Annotated in this window: 18 protein-coding genes; 7 read left to right on the plus strand and 11 right to left on the minus strand. The window is 65.4% G+C overall.

The window, feature by feature from the left end; genetic code table 11:
• Positions 1-66: 66 nt before the first annotated feature.
• Together QDT69_RS32990 and QDT69_RS32995 are read right to left on the minus strand one after the other, a co-directional pair.
• The gene (locus QDT69_RS32990) at positions 67-921 is read right to left on the minus strand and encodes an enoyl-CoA hydratase-related protein (RefSeq protein WP_279710644.1); all 855 of its coding nucleotides are present in this window, start codon (positions 919-921) and stop codon (positions 67-69) included.
• A 44-nt stretch (positions 922-965) separates the two neighbouring features.
• Complete coding sequence (locus QDT69_RS32995) at positions 966-2,555, minus strand: gamma-glutamyltransferase (protein WP_279710645.1); 1,590 nt, start codon at positions 2,553-2,555, stop codon at positions 966-968.
• Positions 2,556-2,659: 104 nt separating this feature from the next.
• Here QDT69_RS32995 and QDT69_RS33000 point away from each other — a divergent pair, with 104 nt between their 5' ends.
• On the plus strand, positions 2,660-3,433 hold the full coding sequence (locus QDT69_RS33000; RefSeq protein ID WP_279710646.1) for an enoyl-CoA hydratase-related protein: 774 nt from the start codon (positions 2,660-2,662) through the stop codon (positions 3,431-3,433).
• A gap of 18 nt (positions 3,434-3,451) precedes the next feature.
• On the opposite strand, the gene QDT69_RS33005 is transcribed toward QDT69_RS33000, so the two are convergent.
• Positions 3,452-4,465, minus strand: coding sequence for an NAD(P)-dependent alcohol dehydrogenase (locus QDT69_RS33005; RefSeq protein ID WP_279710647.1), 1,014 nt, complete (start codon positions 4,463-4,465; stop codon positions 3,452-3,454).
• A 202-nt stretch (positions 4,466-4,667) separates the two neighbouring features.
• On the opposite strand from QDT69_RS33005, the gene QDT69_RS33010 reads away from it, so the two are divergent.
• The gene (locus tag QDT69_RS33010) at positions 4,668-5,537 is read left to right on the plus strand and encodes a DUF2066 domain-containing protein (RefSeq protein ID WP_279710648.1); all 870 of its coding nucleotides are present in this window, start codon (positions 4,668-4,670) and stop codon (positions 5,535-5,537) included.
• A 27-nt stretch (positions 5,538-5,564) separates the two neighbouring features.
• Here QDT69_RS33010 and QDT69_RS33015 read toward each other — a convergent pair whose 3' ends face one another.
• The 8 genes from QDT69_RS33015 to QDT69_RS33050 form a co-directional block, all read right to left on the minus strand.
• Positions 5,565-6,518, minus strand: coding sequence for a helix-turn-helix domain-containing protein (locus QDT69_RS33015; RefSeq protein ID WP_279710649.1), 954 nt, complete (start codon positions 6,516-6,518; stop codon positions 5,565-5,567).
• A 222-nt stretch (positions 6,519-6,740) separates the two neighbouring features.
• Complete coding sequence (locus tag QDT69_RS33020) at positions 6,741-7,022, minus strand: hypothetical protein (RefSeq protein ID WP_074127324.1); 282 nt, start codon at positions 7,020-7,022, stop codon at positions 6,741-6,743.
• Positions 7,023-7,169: 147 nt separating this feature from the next.
• Entirely contained in the window at positions 7,170-7,763 is a 594-nt protein-coding gene (locus QDT69_RS33025) for a MarR family transcriptional regulator (RefSeq protein ID WP_279710650.1), read from the minus strand.
• The gene (locus QDT69_RS33030; protein ID WP_279710651.1) at positions 7,760-9,073 is read right to left on the minus strand and encodes an MFS transporter; all 1,314 of its coding nucleotides are present in this window, start codon (positions 9,071-9,073) and stop codon (positions 7,760-7,762) included. The genes QDT69_RS33025 and QDT69_RS33030 overlap by 4 nt, the downstream gene beginning before the upstream one ends.
• A gap of 39 nt (positions 9,074-9,112) precedes the next feature.
• A complete protein-coding gene (locus QDT69_RS33035; RefSeq protein ID WP_279710652.1) occupies positions 9,113-9,436 on the minus strand; it encodes a non-heme iron oxygenase ferredoxin subunit in 324 nt (107 codons plus the stop codon).
• Between the two features lie 8 nt (positions 9,437-9,444).
• On the minus strand, positions 9,445-9,948 hold the full coding sequence (locus QDT69_RS33040) for an aromatic-ring-hydroxylating dioxygenase subunit beta (protein ID WP_279710653.1): 504 nt from the start codon (positions 9,946-9,948) through the stop codon (positions 9,445-9,447).
• Between the two features lie 11 nt (positions 9,949-9,959).
• Entirely contained in the window at positions 9,960-11,333 is a 1,374-nt protein-coding gene (locus QDT69_RS33045; RefSeq protein ID WP_279710654.1) for an aromatic ring-hydroxylating dioxygenase subunit alpha, read from the minus strand.
• Between the two features lie 296 nt (positions 11,334-11,629).
• The gene (locus QDT69_RS33050) at positions 11,630-12,526 is read right to left on the minus strand and encodes a LysR family transcriptional regulator (RefSeq protein ID WP_279710655.1); all 897 of its coding nucleotides are present in this window, start codon (positions 12,524-12,526) and stop codon (positions 11,630-11,632) included.
• 109 nt (positions 12,527-12,635) lie between these two features.
• On the opposite strand from QDT69_RS33050, the gene QDT69_RS33055 reads away from it, so the two are divergent.
• From QDT69_RS33055 to ilvA, 5 genes are all read left to right on the plus strand, one after another.
• The gene (locus QDT69_RS33055; protein ID WP_279710656.1) at positions 12,636-14,255 is read left to right on the plus strand and encodes an FAD-dependent monooxygenase; all 1,620 of its coding nucleotides are present in this window, start codon (positions 12,636-12,638) and stop codon (positions 14,253-14,255) included.
• An 11-nt stretch (positions 14,256-14,266) separates the two neighbouring features.
• Positions 14,267-15,058, plus strand: coding sequence for an alpha/beta fold hydrolase (locus QDT69_RS33060; protein ID WP_279710657.1), 792 nt, complete (start codon positions 14,267-14,269; stop codon positions 15,056-15,058).
• Between the two features lie 18 nt (positions 15,059-15,076).
• A complete protein-coding gene (locus tag QDT69_RS33065; RefSeq protein WP_279710658.1) occupies positions 15,077-16,483 on the plus strand; it encodes an MFS transporter in 1,407 nt (468 codons plus the stop codon).
• A 16-nt stretch (positions 16,484-16,499) separates the two neighbouring features.
• Positions 16,500-17,690 carry a Xaa-Pro peptidase family protein gene (locus QDT69_RS33070; RefSeq protein ID WP_279710659.1) on the plus strand — a complete coding sequence of 397 codons (1,191 nt, stop codon included), beginning with the start codon at positions 16,500-16,502 and terminating at the stop codon, positions 17,688-17,690.
• 335 nt (positions 17,691-18,025) lie between these two features.
• Positions 18,026-19,567: a threonine ammonia-lyase, biosynthetic gene (gene ilvA, locus QDT69_RS33075; RefSeq protein ID WP_279710660.1), complete on the plus strand. Its 1,542-nt coding sequence runs from the start codon at positions 18,026-18,028 to the stop codon at positions 19,565-19,567.
• The last annotated feature ends 5 nt before the right edge of the window (positions 19,568-19,572 follow it).

The following is a 19,572-nucleotide window of genomic DNA, read 5'->3' on the forward strand; positions in this document are numbered from 1 at the left end:
GAAGCGGGTGATGACACTGAACAAGGTGTTTGACAGTTTGGCAGTGCAATCCGAACCGAGCGTGCGCTACTCCGACCCCGGCCACCACGGATACTGACTCGGCATGTCCTGCGAGACCTTGCCCGGAAAGGCCGGTTTCCGCTTCTCGATGAAGGACTGCACGCCCTCGCGTACGTCGGCGTGGCTGCCGCGTTCGACCGACATCGGCTTGTCGATCGCGAGCAGTTCGAACGGGTCGGGCGCGCCGGCAAAGCGCCAGAGCATCTGGCGGGTCAGTGCGACCGATACGGCGGAGGTCTCCGCCGTCATCTCGTGGGCGATCTGCCGTGCCCGCTCCAGCAGGGTGTCCGGCTCGACCACCTCGCTGATGAGGCCGCCTTGCAGCGCCTCGTCCGCATCGAAGGTGCGGCCGGAGAGGCACCAGCGCAGCGACTGCGGCAGGCCGACGAGCTTTGGCAGGAACCAGGCGCTGCCGGCCTCCGGCACCAGCCCGCGGCGCGCGAAGATGAAGCCGATCTTGGCGCCGCGAGACGCGATGCGGATATCCATCGGCAGCGTCATGGTGATGCCGACGCCGACCGCAGCGCCGTTGATCGCGGCGATCGAAGGCTTTCGGCAGTTGAAGATCGCCTCGACGAAGCGGCCACTGCGCTGGCCGGCGCTTGCGAACACGCCTGCGCCGTGGCTGCCGGAGGTGTCGAAGCTCTTGGCGCCGCCGGAGACGTCGGCGCCGGCGCAGAACGCGCGGCCCGCGCCAGTGACGATGATCGCGCGGACGCTGTCGTCCTCGTCAGCGCGCTGGAACGCGTCGGCAATCTCCGCGCCCATCGTGCCGGTATAGGCATTGAGCTTGTCCGGGCGATTGAGCGTGACGATCATCAGGGGGCCGTCGACGTCGCACGTGATCTGTTCGTAGTTCATGACGGCCTCCCCGGGATGCTTGTTGTTATCGCGCCGTGATCTTCTCACCCCTCAGCGATTGCATCGCTCCACGGATGAAACGGCTCGGTGGCGCCGCTGTTTGTCGTGCCGTCGCGCAGCACGATGCTGGGGCAGGCGAACTTCTTCGGCTGGGTCTGGATGCGTGCCTCCTCATAATCGAAGCGGCCGCGCAGCGCCTCGCGCACGGCTTGCGGCAGGCGGACATCGCCGATCACGACCGCGCCCTCGCTGGCGTCGATGCGTGGCTGATGGATCGCGGTGTCGAGATCCATGCCGTAATCCATCACGAAGGAGAGCAACTGCGACACCGCGGGCAGGATGCGGCGGCCGCCGGATGCGCCCACAGCAAGTGTGCGGCCGTCGGCGGCCTGCGCCACGACGGGTGTGTAGTTGGTCAGGCAACGCTTGCCGGGCGCGAGCGAGTTCGGATTGCCTTGCACCGGATCGAACCACATGATGCCGTTGTTCATGGTGAGGCCGGTGTTCGGCGTCACGAATTTGGAGCCGAAGGTCGACAGCAGGGTCTGCGTCACCGCGGCCATGTTGCCGTCGCGGTCGACCGCGGAGAAATGCGTGGTGCAGCTTGGCGCGATCGCCTCGGCGCCGAGCGCGCGGCGGCCGTCGACATCGCCCATGTCCTTTAGGCGCTCGCGATAGGCGGCCTGCATTGCCTCGGCATAGGCCGCGTAGGCCACAGCGTCCGGGCCGCCCTGCGCAGGCGCGAGCGCTTTCTGCAGGAGACCGAGCGTGCGCGCCATGGTGGGCCCCGCGGTCAGTTCCGGCGTCGCATAGACCGTGCTGCCGCGATAGGGAATTTTCAGCGGCTCGCGCAGATGGGCGCGGAAGGCGGCGAGATCGCGCACCGACAGCGCGCCGCCGGCGGCCTGGATATCGTCGGCGATGCTGCGCGCCAGGTCGCCCTCGTAGAAATCGCGCGGCCCCGCCGCGGCAAGCTGCGCCATCGTTGCCTTCAGCGTATCCTGCGGCATGCGCACCACAGACTTGATGCCCCATTGCGCATTCGGCGGCAGGCCATCCAGCAGATACGCCGCAGCGCTGGCGGGATAGCGCCTGAGATCAGCAGCGGAGCTTGCGATCATCCCGGTGGTCCACCAATCCACCAGCAGGCCTTCGCCGGCGAGCTTGACGCTCGGCGCCAGCAGATCCTTCCACGGCATCTTGGCGTGGCGGCGATGTGCCTCGTCCATGCCGGCGACGACGCCGGGCACCGCGATCGAGCCGGGGCCGTGCAGGTTGCGGTCGTCCTTGACGCGGGCCCAGGGGAACAGGTCGGAGGCCGCGCCGCCGGTCAGCGGATAATCCTCCAGGCGCAGGCCGTCGGGCGCGCGCATGCCATAGTCGATCACCTCGACGCGGTTCTCCTTGGCGCGATACAGCACCATCGCGCCGCCGCCACCGGCACCGCTCATCCACGGCTCCAGCACGCCAAGGGCAAAGGTGGTTGCGATCACGGCGTCGACGCAATCGCCGCCCGCTGCCAAGACCTCGGCGCCGACCTCGGCCGCCTTGCGCGATTGCGCCGCGACGATGCCGCCCTTGGCGCTGACGGCCGGCTTGCGGATCACTTGCGAGTTGGAGAACTGGTCAGACATGGCGTTGCTTTCGCTGTTCTTGTTGCGGGCGGGTCACGTTGGCGTAGCATGTCAGGCATGGCACTGTCAGTGCAACAACAAGAACCAATTTCAGGGAGCGGAAAATGAGCGGTGTGAAGCGCGAACGGGACGGCAAGGTCGGCATCCTGACGCTGAACGATCCGGCCAGCCTGAACGCGATGACGCCGGAACTGCTCGGCGATCTCGCCCGCGCGATCGGCGAGATGGGGATCGACCCCGGTGTTCGCGCCCTGGTCCTGACCGGGGAGGGGCGCGGCTTCTGCTCCGGGCAGAATCTCAAGGCGTTCAACTCGCTCGGCGACAACATCTATGTCGGCGTGATGAAGCACTATTGGCCGGCGATGCAGGCCTTGCGCGAGTGCCAGATGCCGGTGGTGGTCGCGGTCAACGGCGTCGCGGCCGGCGGCGGCTTCAGCCTTGCGATGTCCGGCGACATCATCCTGGCCGCGCGCTCGGCGAGCTTCATCCAGGTGTTCAGCCGGATCGGCCTGGTGCCCGACCTCGGCTCGACCTGGCTGCTGCCGCGCCTGATCGGGCGGCAGCGGGCGCTCGACCTGATGCTGCTGAATGAGCCGCTGTCGGCCGAACGGGCCAAGGAGTGGGGATTGGTGCGCGACGTCGTCGACGACGCGAAGCTGCTCGACGAGGCGAAGGCGCTCGCCGGTCGCCTCGCCGAGGGCCCGACGCGCGCGCTGGTCGCGACACGGCAGCTGCTCGAGGAGAGCGAGCACGCCAGCTACGCCGATCAGTTCCGCCGCGAGATCGAGCTGCAGTCGATCATCCGCGAAAGCGCCGACGCGCAGGAAGGCCGCAAGGCCTTCGTCGAGAAGCGCAAGGCCCAGTTCACAGGGCGCTAAGCCTTGGTCCTCCGGGCGCTACCCGATCGCAATCGCGATCTTGCCGAAATGCGCGCCGCTCGCCATGTGGGCGAAGGCGTCCTTGACCTCATCGAATGCGAACACCTTGTCGATCACGGGCTTGACGCCGTGCATGCTGATGCCGTCGCACAGCGCCTGCAGGTCCTCGATCGAGCCGACGGTGACGCCCTGCAGCCGCTGCTGCTGCATCACCATCAGCGGCAGCCTCGAGTCGGACGAGGCGGGGTCGGCGAGCACGCCGATGAAGGCGATCGTGCCGCCGATCCTGGTGGCGCGGATCGACTCGTTGAGCGTGCCGACGCCGCCGACCTCGACGACGAGATCGACGCCGCGCCCGGTCAGCTCGCGCGCCTTCTTGCCCCAGTCGGGCGTGGTCTTGTAGTTGAGCGTGACATCGGCGCCGAGCTGCTTCAGCCGCGCGATCTTGGCGTCGCTGGAAGAGGTGGCGATGACGCGGGCGCCGCACATCCTGGCGAATTGCAGCGCGAACAGCGAGACGCCGCCGGTGCCCTGGGTCAGCACCGTCTGTCCCGGCTTGATGTCGCCGAGCTTGACCACCGCGCTCCACGCCGTGAGGCCGGCGCATGGCAATGCCGCAGCCTCGATGTCGCTGAGATGGTCCGGCGTGCGCACCAGCGCGTGCGCCGGGAACACCCGGTACTCGGTCAGCACGCCGTCGACGCTGCCGCCGAGCGCTGCGCGCATCCGCGCCTCGCTCGGCTCGCCGCCGAGCCAACTTTCGAAGAAGCTGCCGATCACGCGGTCGCCGGGTGCGAAACTTCTCACTCCGGGGCCGACCGACTCGACCACGCCGGCGCCGTCGGAGACCGGTACCAGCGGAAATTTCTGCCGCGAGCCGTAGCCGCCCTTGACCGTGAGCAGGTCGCGATAATTGAGTGTCGCCGCCTTCAGCCGCACCAGGACTTCGCCGGGGCCGGCCTGCGGAACCGGCTTGTCGACCAGCGCAAGCGCGTCGACGCCGCCGGGGCCTTGCAACTCATAGCATTTCACGGGACGTCTCCTGCTGAATGTTCTTGTCGGTGTTCTCGTCGTGGGCGGCGCACCCGCCACCACCGAGCATATGTCAGGCTTGCCGCGCGTGGCCATAGCGCTCGAAGCTGCCGATGGAACTGCGCCCATGCCGAACAACTTGGCGCTGCCGAAAAATACCGCCAATCTGTGCCGTTGATGAAGTGACGGGGCGGGGGTGACCATGGCTGCCTTGCTTGAGACCAAACGCGATCCGATCGCCACGCTCGCACGCAGCGTGATCTGCATGCTGCTCGCTGCGGCGTTGACTTGTTGCGGTATCGCGATGGCGGCGGCAGACGACAGCCTCTACCGCGCGCAGACCGTCGTCACCGGCCAGGGCGAGCCGAACCGCATCATCGGCTTCGGTGCATGTCTGGAAGACGTCCTGATCAAGGTCTCCGGCCAGCCGATGCTGGCAAGCGACCGCCGTCTCGCAGGCTACAAGTCAAAGGCCAAGGAACTCGTCAGCAGTTACGACTATCACGACCAATATGCCGGCAAGCCGCATCACGACGAGCAGGGCACCCGCGACCGGCCCTACGACCTGACGGTGGCGTTCGACGAGACCAAGATCGACGGCATTCTCGGCAAGCTCGGGCTCAGGCCGTGGCGATCGCAGCGGCCGGTGCTCGGCGTCTTCGTCGAGATGCTGCACGGCCCGAAGGATTATATCGTCACGTCGGACGGGACGCAGTCCGATTTGCAGCGCGACGCGCTCGCGGCTGCGGCCGTCAAGCGCGGCATGCGCTTCGTGCTGCCGGATACGGCCGCGCTGACAAGCGCCGGCGTCACGGTGGCGGAGCTCCTGAAGATGCCCCCGGCGAAGTTGAACTCGATCGTGGCGCCGCAGGGTGGCGAGGCCACCCTGGTCGGGCAACTGGTCTGGGATGACAAGGACCTCGGCTGGGCCACGCAATGGCGGATGGCGTGGCACGGCCGGGACTACAAATGGCAGTTCCGCGGCGTCACCTTCGATGAAGCCTTCCGCCGCGGCGTCGGCGGCGCCGCGCAGGTGCTGTCCGGCAATGGCGATCCGGGGCGATCGAAATGAGCTCGCAGGCGCGCCAGGCGGCTCGCTCTAACCGGCGTAGCCAAGCGTCTGTGACGGGTATTCCCCGAACATCGCGCGGTAATATTGCGAGAAACGCCCGAGCTCGATGAAGCCCTGTTCGATCGCAACCTTGGAAACGGTGGTCTGTTCCGGCCGGCTTTCGCGCAGGATCGAACGGATCATGCAAAGCCGCTTGTAGCGCAGGAACGTCACCGGGCCGACGCCGAACACCTCGTGGAAGGCGCGGTGCAGGCTGCGTCGCGACAGCCGAAGCTCGGTACAGATTTCCGAGATATGGACCGGGCGGGCGCCCGCGGCGTGCAGATAGTCCTCGACGTCGCGTACCAGCTTCATCGCCGACGGCAGATAGCTGGTTCCGTCTGATGGCAGCGACGTGACAACCGTCGCGGTCACGCAGTCGATGATCGCACGCTTCCAGAATTCGGCCGTCGCCTCCGACAGCGCGTCCGGAGACCGCGCGAGATGCGAGATGATCTGCGGCAGCCGGTCGGCGGCGCTCATGCCGATGGCGGGGTCGGCGCGAAAGTGGTTCTTCGCCTGCCATGTTGCGGCATCGGCGAGCCGCGGTTCGCCGCCGAACAGGTCGGGAAGATCGGCCATGTCGAAGCGAATTGCCGCATAGGACGAGGCCCGGTGAAACACCCCGTCGTGTTCGACCGACGGAGGGATCACCAGCACGTCGGCCGGCTGCATGTCGAATGCCCAATGCGTGACGCGGTCCGTCGCATGGAGCAGCATTCCGATGATCAGCTTGTCGTCGGCGGACGTGCGCTGGGTGCGGACCCCGACATTGAACGCACCGATGCTGAGCGAAAAATCGCCGATCCCGACGTGAGACAAGGTGCCGCGCAGCTTGCCGCGCTCGAGCTGCATGACTTCGACATGCGAACCTTTGACGGCGTCGTGGAGCCCCTCGAAGCCGTCAAGCTCGCCGGTGTGAACCGACAGATGCTTGCCCATACCAACGCTTCCCACGGCGGAATCGTGAACGGGATTTTTGCCGGTTTTGCTCGGGAAGGCAACGCGGACGACGGCGCGGAATTGACGCGGCCGGGACGCCGTTTTGACAGGCCGCGCATATTGGCGCGGGGCTGGCACAAAGTGCATATCGCCCGCTGCGTGGCGGGCAATCGTTTGATCCTAAAGCGAAATGCGCAGCTTTTGGCAGCGCCTCGCCGATCGTCAGGCCGCCATCAAGTGCTCGAGCGCAACCGCCTGCTCGCGGGTCTGGAATGCGATGGCGGTGTGCGTGAAACCGGTCGAGGCCTGGGTCTGCGCGATGTGATTGAGCACCTCGTTGCCCTTGACCACATGAAGGTCCATTCCGGGGCCGGCCGGGAAAATGCCGAGCACGACGTCATAGGCGTCGACGATGGCCTTCAAGGCGCCGCCCTTGTCTTCCGATGCGTCGATGAAGATACGAACATCCGCGGCGATACTACGAAGTTCGTCAAAGTCGATCACTGGAAGTCTCCCATACGCAACGCACTGATCGATCCTAGCTACAACTTGCTTACTGAAACATAAATTACGCCCGGGTTCCCTGTGCACTCACCGCTACGTGACTCGTATTTCGATCTGCGCGCTCGCCGTCTTCCCGGCCTGCCGCCTTCAGGAGCCGCCCGGCGGCCTCCGCTTCGCAATCCGCTTGACCGGTGCGTGCGCCGGCACGGCCTCTCCGGACTGGTCGGCCATGTGAGGAATGCGCTGCTCGATGTGATCGACGACACGGAAGAAAGCATCGAGCGCCTTGGCGTCGAGGCCGGCCGTGAGGTTGCTGTGCCGGCGCAGGATTTCGTCGAGGCTGCGGTCGAGCAGCGCGACGCCCTCGGCCGTCAGGCGGATCTCGGTCCGGTTCCGGGCGCTGCCGCGGACCGGGGTCAGTTCGATCAGACCCTTTTTCTTCAGCGATGTCGTCTCGCGGCTGACGACGGCCTTGTCCAGCTGCGCATTGGTCCAGATGTCGTAGGCGCTTGCGGGCTCGTGCTCCCTGAGGAAGGACAGCACCCGCCATTCCGCGAGCGACACGCCATAGGCCTGCGGGAAGAACGCGTTGGCGTTGGCGCGCAGCTTTGCGACCAGGCTCGACAGCACCGTCGGCACGTAACGCTCGAAATCGATCACCAGTTCGGAGCGTGCGTCCTCTTGCGGGGCGCGACGCGGGGCAGTCGCCTTGGTTCGGCTTGTGGCGGTCCGGCTTTTCATTCTTTCACGAGTTGAGAGCGGGCGATCAAGACCAGGACCGCCGCGAGGAGGAGGACGCCTGTTACCACGAGGAATCCGATGGTGAAACTGCCCGAGGCGTCCTTGGCCCGCCCGATCACGATCGGGATCGTCGCGCCTCCGATGCTGCCGATCATGCCGACCAGGCCGATCGCGCCCGGCGCGCTCTGCCGCGACATGTAGGACTGCGGAATGGTCCAGAACACGGCCTGCGTGCCGTAGACGCCGACATTGGCGACCATGAATCCGATGATGATCCAGATGGAGGATGTCGAGAAGGCTGCGATCGCAAAGCCGGCGGCTGCGATCACGAAAGTCGTCGCCGCATAATAGAAGCGCTCGCCGACATGATCGGAGTGCCGCGACAACGCGATCATGCCGATCAGGCCGGCGATCGGCGGGATCGCGGTCACGAAGCCGACCTGCGAATTCGGCAGCCCGAACGACTTGATGATCTGCGGCAGCCAGGGGAACAGCGACGCCAGCCCGCAGAACAGGCCGAAATTGCACAGGCCGAACAGCAGCACCATCGGCTTGGTGATGGTCCTCAGCACGCCCTCGGCATGCACCACCCCGGTTGCCTTGGCGTCGCGCTCCAGCGCGCCGGTCAGCCAGTTGCGCTGCGCCGTCGACAGCCATTTCGCCTGCTGCGGGCGGTCGGTCAGATAGAAGATGCCGACGATCCCCAGGATGATGGGCGGCACGCCTTCGAGGATGAACAGCCACTTCCATCCGGAGATGCCGAACAATCCGTTGAGCTCGAGGATGGCGCCGGAGATCAGCGAGGCGAAGATGTAGGAGATCGGCACCGCATAGTTGAACATCGCATTGTAGCGGGCGCGGTAGCTGAACGGAAACCAGAGGCTCAGCAGCAGCATCACGCCGGGAAACAGGCCGGATTCGGCAAAGCCGAGGAAGCCGCGGAATGCATAGAGGCTGAGCGGGCCCTGCGTGAAGGCCATCAGCACGGTGGCGATGCCCCACAGGATCGCGATCCGCGTCAGCGTGATGCGGGCGCCGTATTTGGCGAGGATCAGATTGCTCGGGATCTCGAAGATCGCGTACGTGAAGTACATGATGCCGACCGCGATGCCGAACATCTCGGCATTGAGCCCGAGCTCCTTGTTCATCTGCAGCGCGGCAAAGGAGATGTTGCCGCGGTCGAGAATGGCGAGAAAGTACATCGCCATCACGAACCACATCAGGCGCAACGCGACCTTGCGGATCGTGGTGCGTTCGATCTCCGGATCGGCGGTCGCAATCGCCGCCTTGTCCATCACGACTTCGGTCATTCCCGTTTCCCCCGATTTTTGATTTTCTCGTTGGTTGGATTATGCGGGCAAGCAGACTTCCAGCCTGTCGCCTGCCACGCGGACCGGATAGGTCTGGATGTCGATCTCGACCGGACTGGTCAGCGCCTCGCCGGTCCGGATGTCGAAGCGGCCCATATGCAGCGGGCATTCGATCTCGCAGCCGTCCAGCATGCCGTCGGACAGCAGCGCCTCCGCATGGGTACAGATGTTGCTGGTGGCGTAGTATTCGTTGCCGACGCGATAGAGCGCGATGTGATGTTGGCCGATTTCGATGCCGTAGGGCTCGCCCTCGTTCAGCGCGCTCAGTGCGGCACCGTCGTGCCAGATTCCCTGATCCGTCATGTGTTCTCTCAGATACTGTAGAAATCGAGCACGGTCGGGACCCGGTCGTTGACCAGCGTGATGACCTTGCGCGCGATCTTCCAGGTGTCGCCGTCACGCTTCAGCGTGTGTTGATAGCGCCCGTGGCGCAGATGCTCCTTGGCCATGCGCGGGTCGTAGACGTGGACCGAGAACACCGAGTGGCAAATGATTTCGTCAGGGCCGGTCTCGGAGGCTTCGAGGTTCGAGATCTGATGCACGGTGCGCGGCAGCGGCAGCGCGGTGATCGATTTGCGCGACTCGATGCGTGCGATCCGCTCTTCCAGCCCGCGCCGTGCATCGTGATAGAGCAGCGAAACCTGCGTGTTGGCGTCATTGGTGGTGGTGTATTCGTCGAGCCATGCCGGCACCCAATAGACGGCATCCTCGCTGTACATCGCGACCCAGTCGGCCCATTCGCCGGTGTCGAGCAGGCGAGCCTCGCGGTAGATGGTCGCGGCGGCCACCGCGTGGGCATCTGTTTGCATAGTCATGCTGCCAGCCATCACGCCGTCTCCCCCGCAGCGCGCTGCAACAGTCTGCGCCATTCGCGATAGCCGGGGTGGAAATTGGTCTCGCCGCCGAAGCTCGGGGGACCGAACGACCATTCGGACGGGGTTACGCCGAGCTCGCGCGTGTGCGCGCTCTCGCCGTGGCCGACGTCTGCGACGCCGCGCAGATAGCCTTGGGTCGGCGCGGCGGTGGTCGCCTCATAGCCCGTCTGGCAGAACTCATACATGACATTGTCGTCGGAGCTCGCGAGCCCCGATGCGTTGAAGAAGTCCTCGTAGTTGCGAATGCGCAGCGTGCGCGCCGCGGCGCTTTCGCCGACCGGTGCCAGGCAATGCGACACCATCTCGGTCTTGTCGGGCGCCAGCGGCCGCCAGGTCCGCACCTGCGCGGACAGGATGTCGATGACCTGCAGGTTCGGAAAAATCGTGAGGTTGCGTTGCCGGAGCATCCATTTGGCGCGGGTGCTGCCGACACGCTGTCGCACGGCATCGAGACGGGCCGGGTCCATGCCGAGCGGACGGCCATAGAGCTGCGTGCGTTTGATCGACCAGTTGACGGCGTGGCCGTAGTCGAAGCTGAAGCTGCCTTGCCCTTCCTGCTCGCCCTCCGGCTCTGCGGTGAATCCGGCGTCCGGTCCGGCAGTCGTGTTGCGCTTCTTCAGGATGTCGACGTAGGAACTGTGGGTGGTCGCGAAATGATAGTAGTCGAGGCCGTTCTCGAACTGCAGCTTCCAGTTGGCGTCGAACGTGTAGGTGCTGGCGCCAGGCACGAATTCGACTTCACCGCTGTCGCTCTGATCGATGATGAGGTCGAGGAAGGCGCGGGTATCGCCGAGAAACTCCTCCAGCTGCGGAACGTCGGCCGAAAGGCTCGCGAACAGGAAGCCGCGATACGAGCCGAGCCGCGCGACCGGGAGCAGATCGTGATTCTGGTTCGAGAAGGACGGCGGATATTGTCCGCTCGCTTCCTCCGTCACCGAGATGTTGCGGCCGCTCGAATCGTAGGCCCAGCCGTGATAGCGGCAGACGTGAAACTTCTGACGGCCCTGCTTGAAGGGGCAGACGATCGTTCCGCGATGCCGGCAGGTGTTGAGGAACGCGCCGACCTTGCCGTCGGCGCTACGCATCACGAGAATCGGATGCCGGCCGATATGGGTGGTGACGAAGTCGTTGGGCCTGGCGATTTGGGATTCCAGGCCGACGAAATTCCACGTGGCCTCGAAGATATGGCGCAACTCGGCGTCGAACACCTCGGGATCGGTGAAGATCCGGCGATCGACTTCGAAGATGCGTTCGCTGGGGCGGTCGTCAATCAGCCGGGAAATCTCCCGCAGCCGAGTCGCGTGGTCCTGCAAAGCAGCGTTCATCACGTCCTCCCTTCGACTTGCCGTCGGCTGCGCAAGGCAAACCCCAAGGTCGCCCGCAGAGCCTTCACGGCTCACGTGCGTCCATGGCGGAAACAGCCGGCTTGATCGCCAATCTTGGAATGACTCTATAGTTGTCATGACAACTATGGTCAAGATGCTCGGTTGACCGGAAGTCGGAGCCGGGCGCGGTGGGGCCAGGCCGGCCGTCTCGAACGGACGGCGGGATGCAGCGAATGGGGCTCGCGCGTCGGGCTACATTACGGAACGAGCCGATCGTTTCGAGTGGCGTGGCGCGTTCAGGTCTTGCGCGCCGGCGCCGTCAGGATGATTCCCTCGGCGATCAAGGCGCGGCAGATCGTCTTCAGCGCGACGATCGCCTCGCGCGTTGCGCGGCTGACCGGCCGGCCACGCGGCAGGGCCAGCACCCGTTCGGCGCGCATCCACGGTAACAGCGCCGCCGATAGCGCGCCCGCCGCCACTTCCTGGTGAATCCCCGAAAACGGCAGCAAAGCATAGCCGAGGCCCAGCGCCACCATGCGCTTCATTGGCGTGCTGTTGTCGACCCGTACCGCGGAGAGCGTCGTCGACGGGAACGGGTTGCGGCTCAGCGGAGCCACGGCTGATGGCAGGGCGTCGAACTCCTTGCGGCTCAGCCTGCCGCGCTTGAGCAGCGGATCGCGCGGCGGTCCGATCAGGAACACCTGTTCGAATATCAATATCTCATAGTCAAGATGATCATTGGGAGACGGCGTCGTCACGATCGCCAGATCGAGCTCACCCCGCAACAGGCGTTCGGACAGGTTCTCGGTCAGCCCCTCATTCAGCTCGAGCCGCACGCGCGGAAACTGCTTCACGAATGTCTGGGCCAGCGGCGCGTAGATGACATCGCCGAGGCTCGGCGGCGCGCCGATCCGCACCGTGCCGCTGGGCTCGCGATTTTCCGTGCGCACCTCGGCCTTGATGTCATCGATAGCGCCGAGCAGCCAGCGTCCGCGCGCGAGCAGCACCTTGCCGGACTCCGTGACGGAGACGCCGCGTGCGCCGCGTTCGAGCAGGGCGCCGCCGAGTTCGTCCTCGAGCTCCTTGACGTGGCGGCTGAGCGCCGACTGGGCGACGTTCAGCGTGCTGGCTGCGGCGGCAAAGCCGCCGCGCTCCGCGACGGCGACGAAATAGCGGATCTGCCGCAGGTCCATGATGCCAGCTCCATCTCAAATCGAGATGGAAACCATATCAAACATATTCTTGTGAGATAGCAAAAAGAGAGCAGTCTCCGCCCAACGATCAAACCGAGGAGACACCAGCATGGGCATCGCCACCGACGAGGCACGCCAGACGTCAATATTCATCGCCGGCGGCGGGCCGGTCGGCCTTGCGATGTCGCTGCTGCTCGATCGCTTCGGCATCGACTGCGTGGTGGTCGAGAAGAGCCCGACGACGACGGACCATCCCAAGTCGCGCGGCTGCTGGGTCCGCACCATGGAGATCTTCCGGCAGTGGGGCATCGAGCAGGCGATCCGCGACCGCGGCCTGCAGGACAATTCCGACATGTTCGTGTTCCTCGACAGCATCGCGGGTCACGAGTTCGGCCGCACCCGACCCGAACCGAATGTCGGTCATACGCCGGCCTGGAAGAGCCTGGTCGCCCAGGACGCCGTCGAGGAAGAGATCCTGCGGGTGGTCGAGAAGTCCAAGCATGCCACGGTCCTGTTCAACACATCCTGTGAATCGTTCGAGGAGACCAACAGCGGCGTCAGGGTCACGACCCGTTGCGAAAAGACCGGCGAGGTCACGCATTGGACGGCGACTTACCTGATCGCCGCCGATGGCGCGGGCAGCCAGACGCGGCGCAGCGCCGGAATCGAGATGGTCGGGCCGTCCACGCTGGCGGTGATGTCGAATGAATATTGGCGCGCCGATCTGTCGCGGCTGCCGATCGCGCGCGAGGCCGCCGGCTTCATCATCATCCCTGAAAGGTCCGACTTGCCGCGCGCCGGCATCCTGAACACCAACGGCCGGGATCGCTGGCTGACCGTGACGCAGATCGGCCTGACCAAGGACGATCGCGAGCGGCCGTGGACCGACCAGGAGTTCATCGAGATCGCGCGCGGCCATGTCGGCATTCCCGATCTCGACGTCACGCTTTTGAACCGTTCGATCTGGCGCGTCAGCATGCAGGTGGCCGAGACCTTTCGAAAGGGCCGGGTGTTTCTGGTCGGCGACTGCGCCCACCGCTTTCCGCCGACCGGCGGCTTCGGCCTGAACTCCGGCGTTCAGGACGCGCATAATCTCGCCTGGAAACTCGCCTTCGTGCTGAAGGGCTTCGCGGATGAGAAGCTGCTCGACAGCTATTCGAGCGAGCGCCGCCCGATCGCGCAATCCAATGCCAACTTCAGCTACGGCAACCGGCTGCGCTTCGGGTTGACCGACGACGCCGTGCGATCGCGCAATCCCGACCGGATCAGGTTCTGGATCAACGACATGGACAATCATCTGCACAGCATCGGGCAGAACCTCGGGCACAATTACGAGGAGGGCGCGGTGATCCCCGACGGCACTGTCGCGAAGGCATTGAACTCCCGCTACTACACGCCGACCGACCGCCCCGGCGCGCGCTTTCCGCACATGTGGCTCGAGCCGTCGCGCAAGAAATCGACGCTCGACTGGTTCGACAAGGAATTCACCGTCGTCACCGGTCCGCTCGGCGGCGAGTGGCTGGAGGCAGGCAAGCAGGTGTCGGAGAAGACCCGCCTGCCGCTCTCGCTGAAGCAACTGCCGTCGGCCGACCCGGCAGATGGATTCCAATTGGGCATGCGCGGCGCCGTGCTGGTGCGCCCCGACGGGCATGTGGCGTGGCGGATGCCGTGGCTGCCGTCGGATCCCGCGAAAGAGCTCGCCGGCGCGCTCTCGACGCTGCTGCATTAGGGAGGTCTCCGATGCAATCGCTCGAAGCCAACGGCGTCGTCACGGCATATGAGAAGACCGGGCGTGGCGAACCGATCGTGCTGCTGCATGGCGGCGAGGCCGATCATTCGATGTTCGACGGCCTTGCGCCCGCGTTGGCGGCGCAGTTCACCGTGATCGCCTATGATCAGCGCGATTCCGGCGCCACCAGGAATCCCGCGTCGTCCTATTCGCTGGCCGATCTGGCCGACGATGCCACCGCCTTGATCCGAGGGCTCGGCTACGACCGTGCCCATGTCTTCGGCACCTCGCTCGGCGGCCTGATCGCGCAGGTGTTGGCGGCGCGCCATCCGGGCAGCATCGATCGCCTGATCCTGAGCAGCACCTGGAAAGTCAACAAAAGCCCGCTCGACGTCAACGCGGATGTCTTCCGCACACTCGCGTCCTACCGCGCCGACACCATCGCCAACGCGCCGAAGATCGCGGAGTACTTCTTTCCGCCGGACTATTTGCGCGCGCGGCCCGAACTGATCGACATCTTCCGTGGCTCCAACCGCGACGACGGCCAGAAGGCGCGCCGCGGCGCCTTGCTTGCGCAGCCTGTCGCGGCCGATCTGACGGGGTTCGATCGCCCGACACTGCTGCTCGTGGGCAGCGACGATCGGCTGATCCCGAATGCTGAGACATTTGCGCTCGCCCAGGGTCTTGCGCGCGTCGAGACGATGACCATCGCAAACGCGGGCCACGTCGCGTCGATCCAGGCCCCCGAGCGGGTGGCGGAGGCGGTGACGGCATTTCTGAATTCAAAAAAGAAGGCGGCTTGACAACAACAGGGGGAGACCATGGCAGAGCGAACGAACGCAGTGCCGTTCGACGAAGCGCCGGTGACGACGCGCTACTGGCTATCGATCATCATCTTCGCCATCTCCGGCGTGGTCGATTTCTTCGATTTCTTCGTGGTCGGGTTTCTGGTCTCGGTGCTGGCGCCGAAATGGCACCTGACGTTCGGGCAGACCTCGATCATGCTGATGAGCGCCGGTATCGGGGCGATGCTCGGGGCGTTCGCCGCTGGGATCCTCGCCGATCGTTTCGGGCGCAAGCCGCTGGCGGTGGCGGGCGTGATGCTGTGCGGCCTGACCTCGGGCGCGATCGCGTTCATTCCGGAAGACGGCTGGGTTGCGTTCGCGGTCCTGCGCTTCTTCGTCGGCTTCGGCCTTGCGGCGGGCGCGGCGGCGGCGGTTCCGGCCATCGTCGAATTCGCTCCGACCCGTCATCGCACGCTGGTCACGAGCCTCGTGGTCGTCCCGGTCGCCTTCGGCGTGCTGTCGGCGTCGGTGACCGCGAGCTTCCTGCTGCCGCTGGTCGGCTGGCGCGGATTGGCGGCGGTCGGCTTCCTGCCGATCATCCTCGGAATTCTCACCATGATCATCATGCCGGAATCGCCGCGATGGCTGATCAGCAAGGGCCGCGTGCGCGAAGCGCAGGCGAGCATCCGGAAACTCTACCGGGTTGGCGGCGAGTCATTCACGCTGCCCGCGCTGCCGCCGGCCAGCCCGGCGACATTCGCCGATCTCTTTGCCGAGCAGCGGCGCTTCTGGTTGACGGTGCTGATCTGGTTCGGCGCCAGCACGGCGAACTACGGCGTGTTCCTCTGGGGGCCGACCATCGTCGCGCTGCTGCTTGGCGTCGCGCCGCAGGAGGCGGCGAAGATGTTCATCTATGTCAGCCTCGCCGGCGTCCTCGGCCGGACCGGCTTCGCCTTTCTTGCCCATCGGATCGGCCGCAAGCCGTGCGGCCAGTTGATGGGCTATGGCACCGCGGTTTCGCTGGCGCTGGCCGCCTATTTTCACAATGACTTCGCCGGCTCGGTGCCGCTGTTCCTGGTCTTCCTGATCGTCGGCGCCGTGTTCTTCGACGGCGGGTTCTCGAACATCGGGCCGTATCCCGCGGAGATCTTTCCGGTCCAGCTCTCGGGACGCGCGGTTGGCCTTGCCCAACTCTCGAACGGGGTCGGCAAGATCGTCGGGCCGCTGTGTCTTGCATTGATCGCCGGTGCGGACAATCTCGTGCATCCAAGCGCGACCGCCGCGGCGGTGATGCCGGCGTTCTGCTTTCTTGCCGGTGCGGGCCTGTTGATCGGGCTCGCCTTCACGTTCCTCGGCGTCGAGCCGCATGGCCGCCCGGTGGCCTTGTTCGGCGAGAACGCGGGCGCCGCACCGAAATCGTTGGCCGCGAAAACCGCAAGCTAAGACAAAGGGTCATACCATGGACAATGCGTTCGACACGCTCGCAACGGCGGCGCCGTTCGATACCGAAAAACTCGATCGGCTGATGGATGAGGCAGGCCTCGACATCCTGATCGCCACCTCGCGTCACAATGTGCAGTATCTGCTCGGCGGCTATCGTTTCTTCTTCTTCGATGTCATGGAGGCGATCGGCACCAGCCGCTATCTGCCGGTGTTCGTCTATCAGAAGGGGCGCCCTGAGAACTCTGTCTACATCGGCAACCGCATGGAGAGGTTCGAGCAGGAGCTCGGACGGATTTGGACGCCGCTTGTTAGAACGGAGGCGTGGGGCACGGTCGATGCGATCGGCCTCGCGATCGATCATGTGAGAAAGCTGGGCGGCGGGGCGAGGCGCGTCGGCATCGAGGCCGGCTTCCTGCCGGCCGATGCCAGCGATCATTTGCTTGCCGGCTTTGACAATGTCGAATTTCGCGAGGCCCATTTCACGCTCGAACGGCTTCGCGCCGTGAAATCTCCCGCCGAACTCGATCTGATCAGGGAAGCCTCTGAACGCGTCGTCGATGCGATGCTGGCGACGTTCAGAAGCTGCGCCCCAGGGATGACCAAGAATGACGTCGTCGCCCGCCTGCGCCGCGAGGAGCAGGAGCGGGACCTCGTCTTCGAATATTGCCTGATTGCCGCCGGCAAGAGTCATAACCGCGCGCCGTCGAACCAGCGTCTTGCGGAAGGCGACGTGATCTCGATCGATTCCGGCGGAAACTACCGGGGCTATATCGGCGACCTCAGCCGCATGGGCATCCTGGGAGAGCCGGACAGTGAGCTGCGCGAGTTGCTGCAACAGGTCGAGGACATCCAGCAGGTGGCGCGGCGTGCGATCCGGCCGGGCGCGATGGGTGGCGACATCATTGCGGCGGGCGAGGCCGCGGTCAAATCGTCGCCGCATCGCGCCGTGCTCGACTTCACCGCGCACGGCATCGGGCTCGTCAGTCACGAGGCGCCGCGCCTGACCGCGACCGGTCCGGTGCCTTACGCGCCGTATGACGCCGACCGGCCGCTCGAGCGCGGAATGGTGATCTCGATCGAAACCGCGCTGCTGCATCCGGCGCGCGGCTACATCAAGCTCGAGGATACGCTGATCGTCACCGAATCGGGCTGGGAGGCGCCCGGTGACCATGGCCGGGGGTGGAATACGTCGCGTCTCATGGCGTGAGCCGGTCAACGCCAGGGCGGCATGTTTGGATGGGTCACCGATTGAGCTGCGGTGCTGGAGGCGTTCGTCGGCCGATTTCGGAATATTAGAAATATATCCCTGAGTTGCCCGACGTGTCAAGTTGCCGGCCGCCGCCGGCTGCTTTGCATGGGGTTGTTTTCGATATTTTGGCAACGCCCCCGCTGCCGGCGGTCTTTGCTTCACTCGAGCCTCCGGTCATGCGATGCTTCGAGCTGGATGCAGCGGCGGTTCCGTGCCGTCTGCTCGCCAGGTCGGCGCCGACGATGGGCAGGTGCAACCGATAAGGATTGCGTCCCATCGACAGAAGCGACCCGATGACCGCCAACGCACTCCGCGACTATGCCCAAAGCATCCTGACCGCCCGGGTCTACGACGTGGCGGTCGAGACGCCGCTCGATCCGATGCCGCGGCTCTCTGAGCGCTTGTCGCGATCCGTGCTGCTGAAGCGGGAGGACTTCCAGCCGATCTTCTCGTTCAAGCTGCGCGGCGCCTACAACAAGATCGTCAGGCTGCCGGACGCGCAGCGCAGGCTGGGCGTGATCTGCGCGTCGGCGGGCAATCATGCCCAGGGCGTGGCGCTGTCCGCGCGCAAGCTCGCTATTCCCGCAACGATCGTGATGCCGCGGACGACGCCCGCCATCAAGGTCGAAGCGGTCCGGCGTTTGGGCGGCGACGTGGTCCTGCATGGCGACACGTTCGACGACGCGCAAACCAAGGCCAGGGAGATCGAGGCCGCGCGCGGCTTGACCTTCGTGCATCCGTTCGACGATCCCGATGTGATTGCCGGCCAGGGAACCGTCGGGATGGAAATCCTGCGGCAGCATCCCGATCCGATCGAGGCGATCTTCGTTCCGATCGGTGGCGGCGGGTTGGCCGCAGGCGTCGCCGCCTTCGTCAAATTCCTTAACCCCTCGATCAAGGTCGTCGGCGTCGAGCCTGCAGACGCCGCGTCGATGGCGGCGGCGCTCGCCAAAGGGAGCGTCGTCGCGCTGGATCAGGTCGGGCTGTTCGCCGACGGCGTCGCGGTCCGCAAGGTCGGAACCGAGACGTTCCGGCTCTGCCGCGACCTGCTTGACGAGGTCGTCACCGTCGATACCGACGCGATGTGCGCGGCGATCAAGGACATATTCGATGACGTGCGATCGGTTGCCGAGCCGTCCGGGGCATTGGCGCTCGCCGGCCTCAAGGCCTATGCCGAGCGCGGTGCGCTGAGCGACGGCAGCCTGATTGCCGTCAACAGCGGGGCCAATCTGAATTTCGACCGGCTGCGCACCATCGCCGATCGCGCCGAGGTCGGCGAGCATCGTGAGGCCTTGCTTGCGGTCACCGTGCCGGAGAAGCCGGGCAGCTACCGGCACTTCATCCGTATCCTCGGCTCGCGCGCCATCACGGAGTTCAACTACCGATTCAACGAGACGACCGCGCCGGCGCAGCTGTTCGTCGGCATCGCGCTGAGCCGCGGCGAGGCGGAGAAGCGGGAGGTCATGGAGCTGCTGCGGCGTGAGGGCTATCCGATCCTGGACTTGAGCGAGAACGAGATGGCCAAGGACCATGTGCGCTACATGGTCGGTGGCCGTGCGCCGCTGCTCAGGGACGAAGTGATCTACCGCTTCGAGTTTCCGGAGCGGCCCGGCGCATTGCTGAAATTCCTCGAGAGCCTGGCGCCCGACTGGAACATCTCGCTGTTCCACTACCGCAACCACGGCGCCGACTACGGACGCATCCTGGCAGGCATCGAGGTCAAGCCGCAGGAGCGCGCCCGGTTCGTCCAGGCGCTGGATGCGCTCGGCTATCCCTATTGGAACGAGAGCGAGAATCCGGCCTATCGGCTGTTTCTCTCGGCCGAACAGGGATGACGCGG

The sequence above is a fragment of the Bradyrhizobium sp. CER78 genome (assembly GCF_029846235.1).
GTDB lineage: Bacteria > Pseudomonadota > Alphaproteobacteria > Rhizobiales > Xanthobacteraceae > Bradyrhizobium.

Excerpts from the sequence above, each read along its gene's own strand:
- QDT69_RS32990 (WP_279710644.1), bottom strand. The coding sequence starts at position 921 with ATGAACTACGAACAGATCACGTGCGACGTCGACGGCCCCCTGATGATC.
- QDT69_RS32995 (WP_279710645.1), bottom strand. The coding sequence starts at position 2,555 with ATGTCTGACCAGTTCTCCAACTCGCAAGTGATCCGCAAGCCGGCCGTC.
- QDT69_RS33000 (WP_279710646.1), top strand. The coding sequence starts at position 2,660 with ATGAGCGGTGTGAAGCGCGAACGGGACGGCAAGGTCGGCATCCTGACG.
- QDT69_RS33010 (WP_279710648.1), top strand. The coding sequence starts at position 4,668 with ATGGCTGCCTTGCTTGAGACCAAACGCGATCCGATCGCCACGCTCGCA.
- QDT69_RS33015 (WP_279710649.1), bottom strand. The coding sequence starts at position 6,518 with ATGGGCAAGCATCTGTCGGTTCACACCGGCGAGCTTGACGGCTTCGAG.
- QDT69_RS33025 (WP_279710650.1), bottom strand. The coding sequence starts at position 7,763 with ATGAAAAGCCGGACCGCCACAAGCCGAACCAAGGCGACTGCCCCGCGT.
- QDT69_RS33030 (WP_279710651.1), bottom strand. The coding sequence starts at position 9,073 with ATGACCGAAGTCGTGATGGACAAGGCGGCGATTGCGACCGCCGATCCG.
- QDT69_RS33035 (WP_279710652.1), bottom strand. The coding sequence starts at position 9,436 with ATGACGGATCAGGGAATCTGGCACGACGGTGCCGCACTGAGCGCGCTG.
- QDT69_RS33040 (WP_279710653.1), bottom strand. The coding sequence starts at position 9,948 with ATGACTATGCAAACAGATGCCCACGCGGTGGCCGCCGCGACCATCTAC.
- QDT69_RS33045 (WP_279710654.1), bottom strand. The coding sequence starts at position 11,333 with ATGAACGCTGCTTTGCAGGACCACGCGACTCGGCTGCGGGAGATTTCC.
- QDT69_RS33050 (WP_279710655.1), bottom strand. The coding sequence starts at position 12,526 with ATGGACCTGCGGCAGATCCGCTATTTCGTCGCCGTCGCGGAGCGCGGC.
- QDT69_RS33055 (WP_279710656.1), top strand. The coding sequence starts at position 12,636 with ATGGGCATCGCCACCGACGAGGCACGCCAGACGTCAATATTCATCGCC.
- QDT69_RS33060 (WP_279710657.1), top strand. The coding sequence starts at position 14,267 with ATGCAATCGCTCGAAGCCAACGGCGTCGTCACGGCATATGAGAAGACC.
- QDT69_RS33065 (WP_279710658.1), top strand. The coding sequence starts at position 15,077 with ATGGCAGAGCGAACGAACGCAGTGCCGTTCGACGAAGCGCCGGTGACG.
- QDT69_RS33070 (WP_279710659.1), top strand. The coding sequence starts at position 16,500 with ATGGACAATGCGTTCGACACGCTCGCAACGGCGGCGCCGTTCGATACC.
- ilvA (WP_279710660.1), top strand. The coding sequence starts at position 18,026 with ATGACCGCCAACGCACTCCGCGACTATGCCCAAAGCATCCTGACCGCC.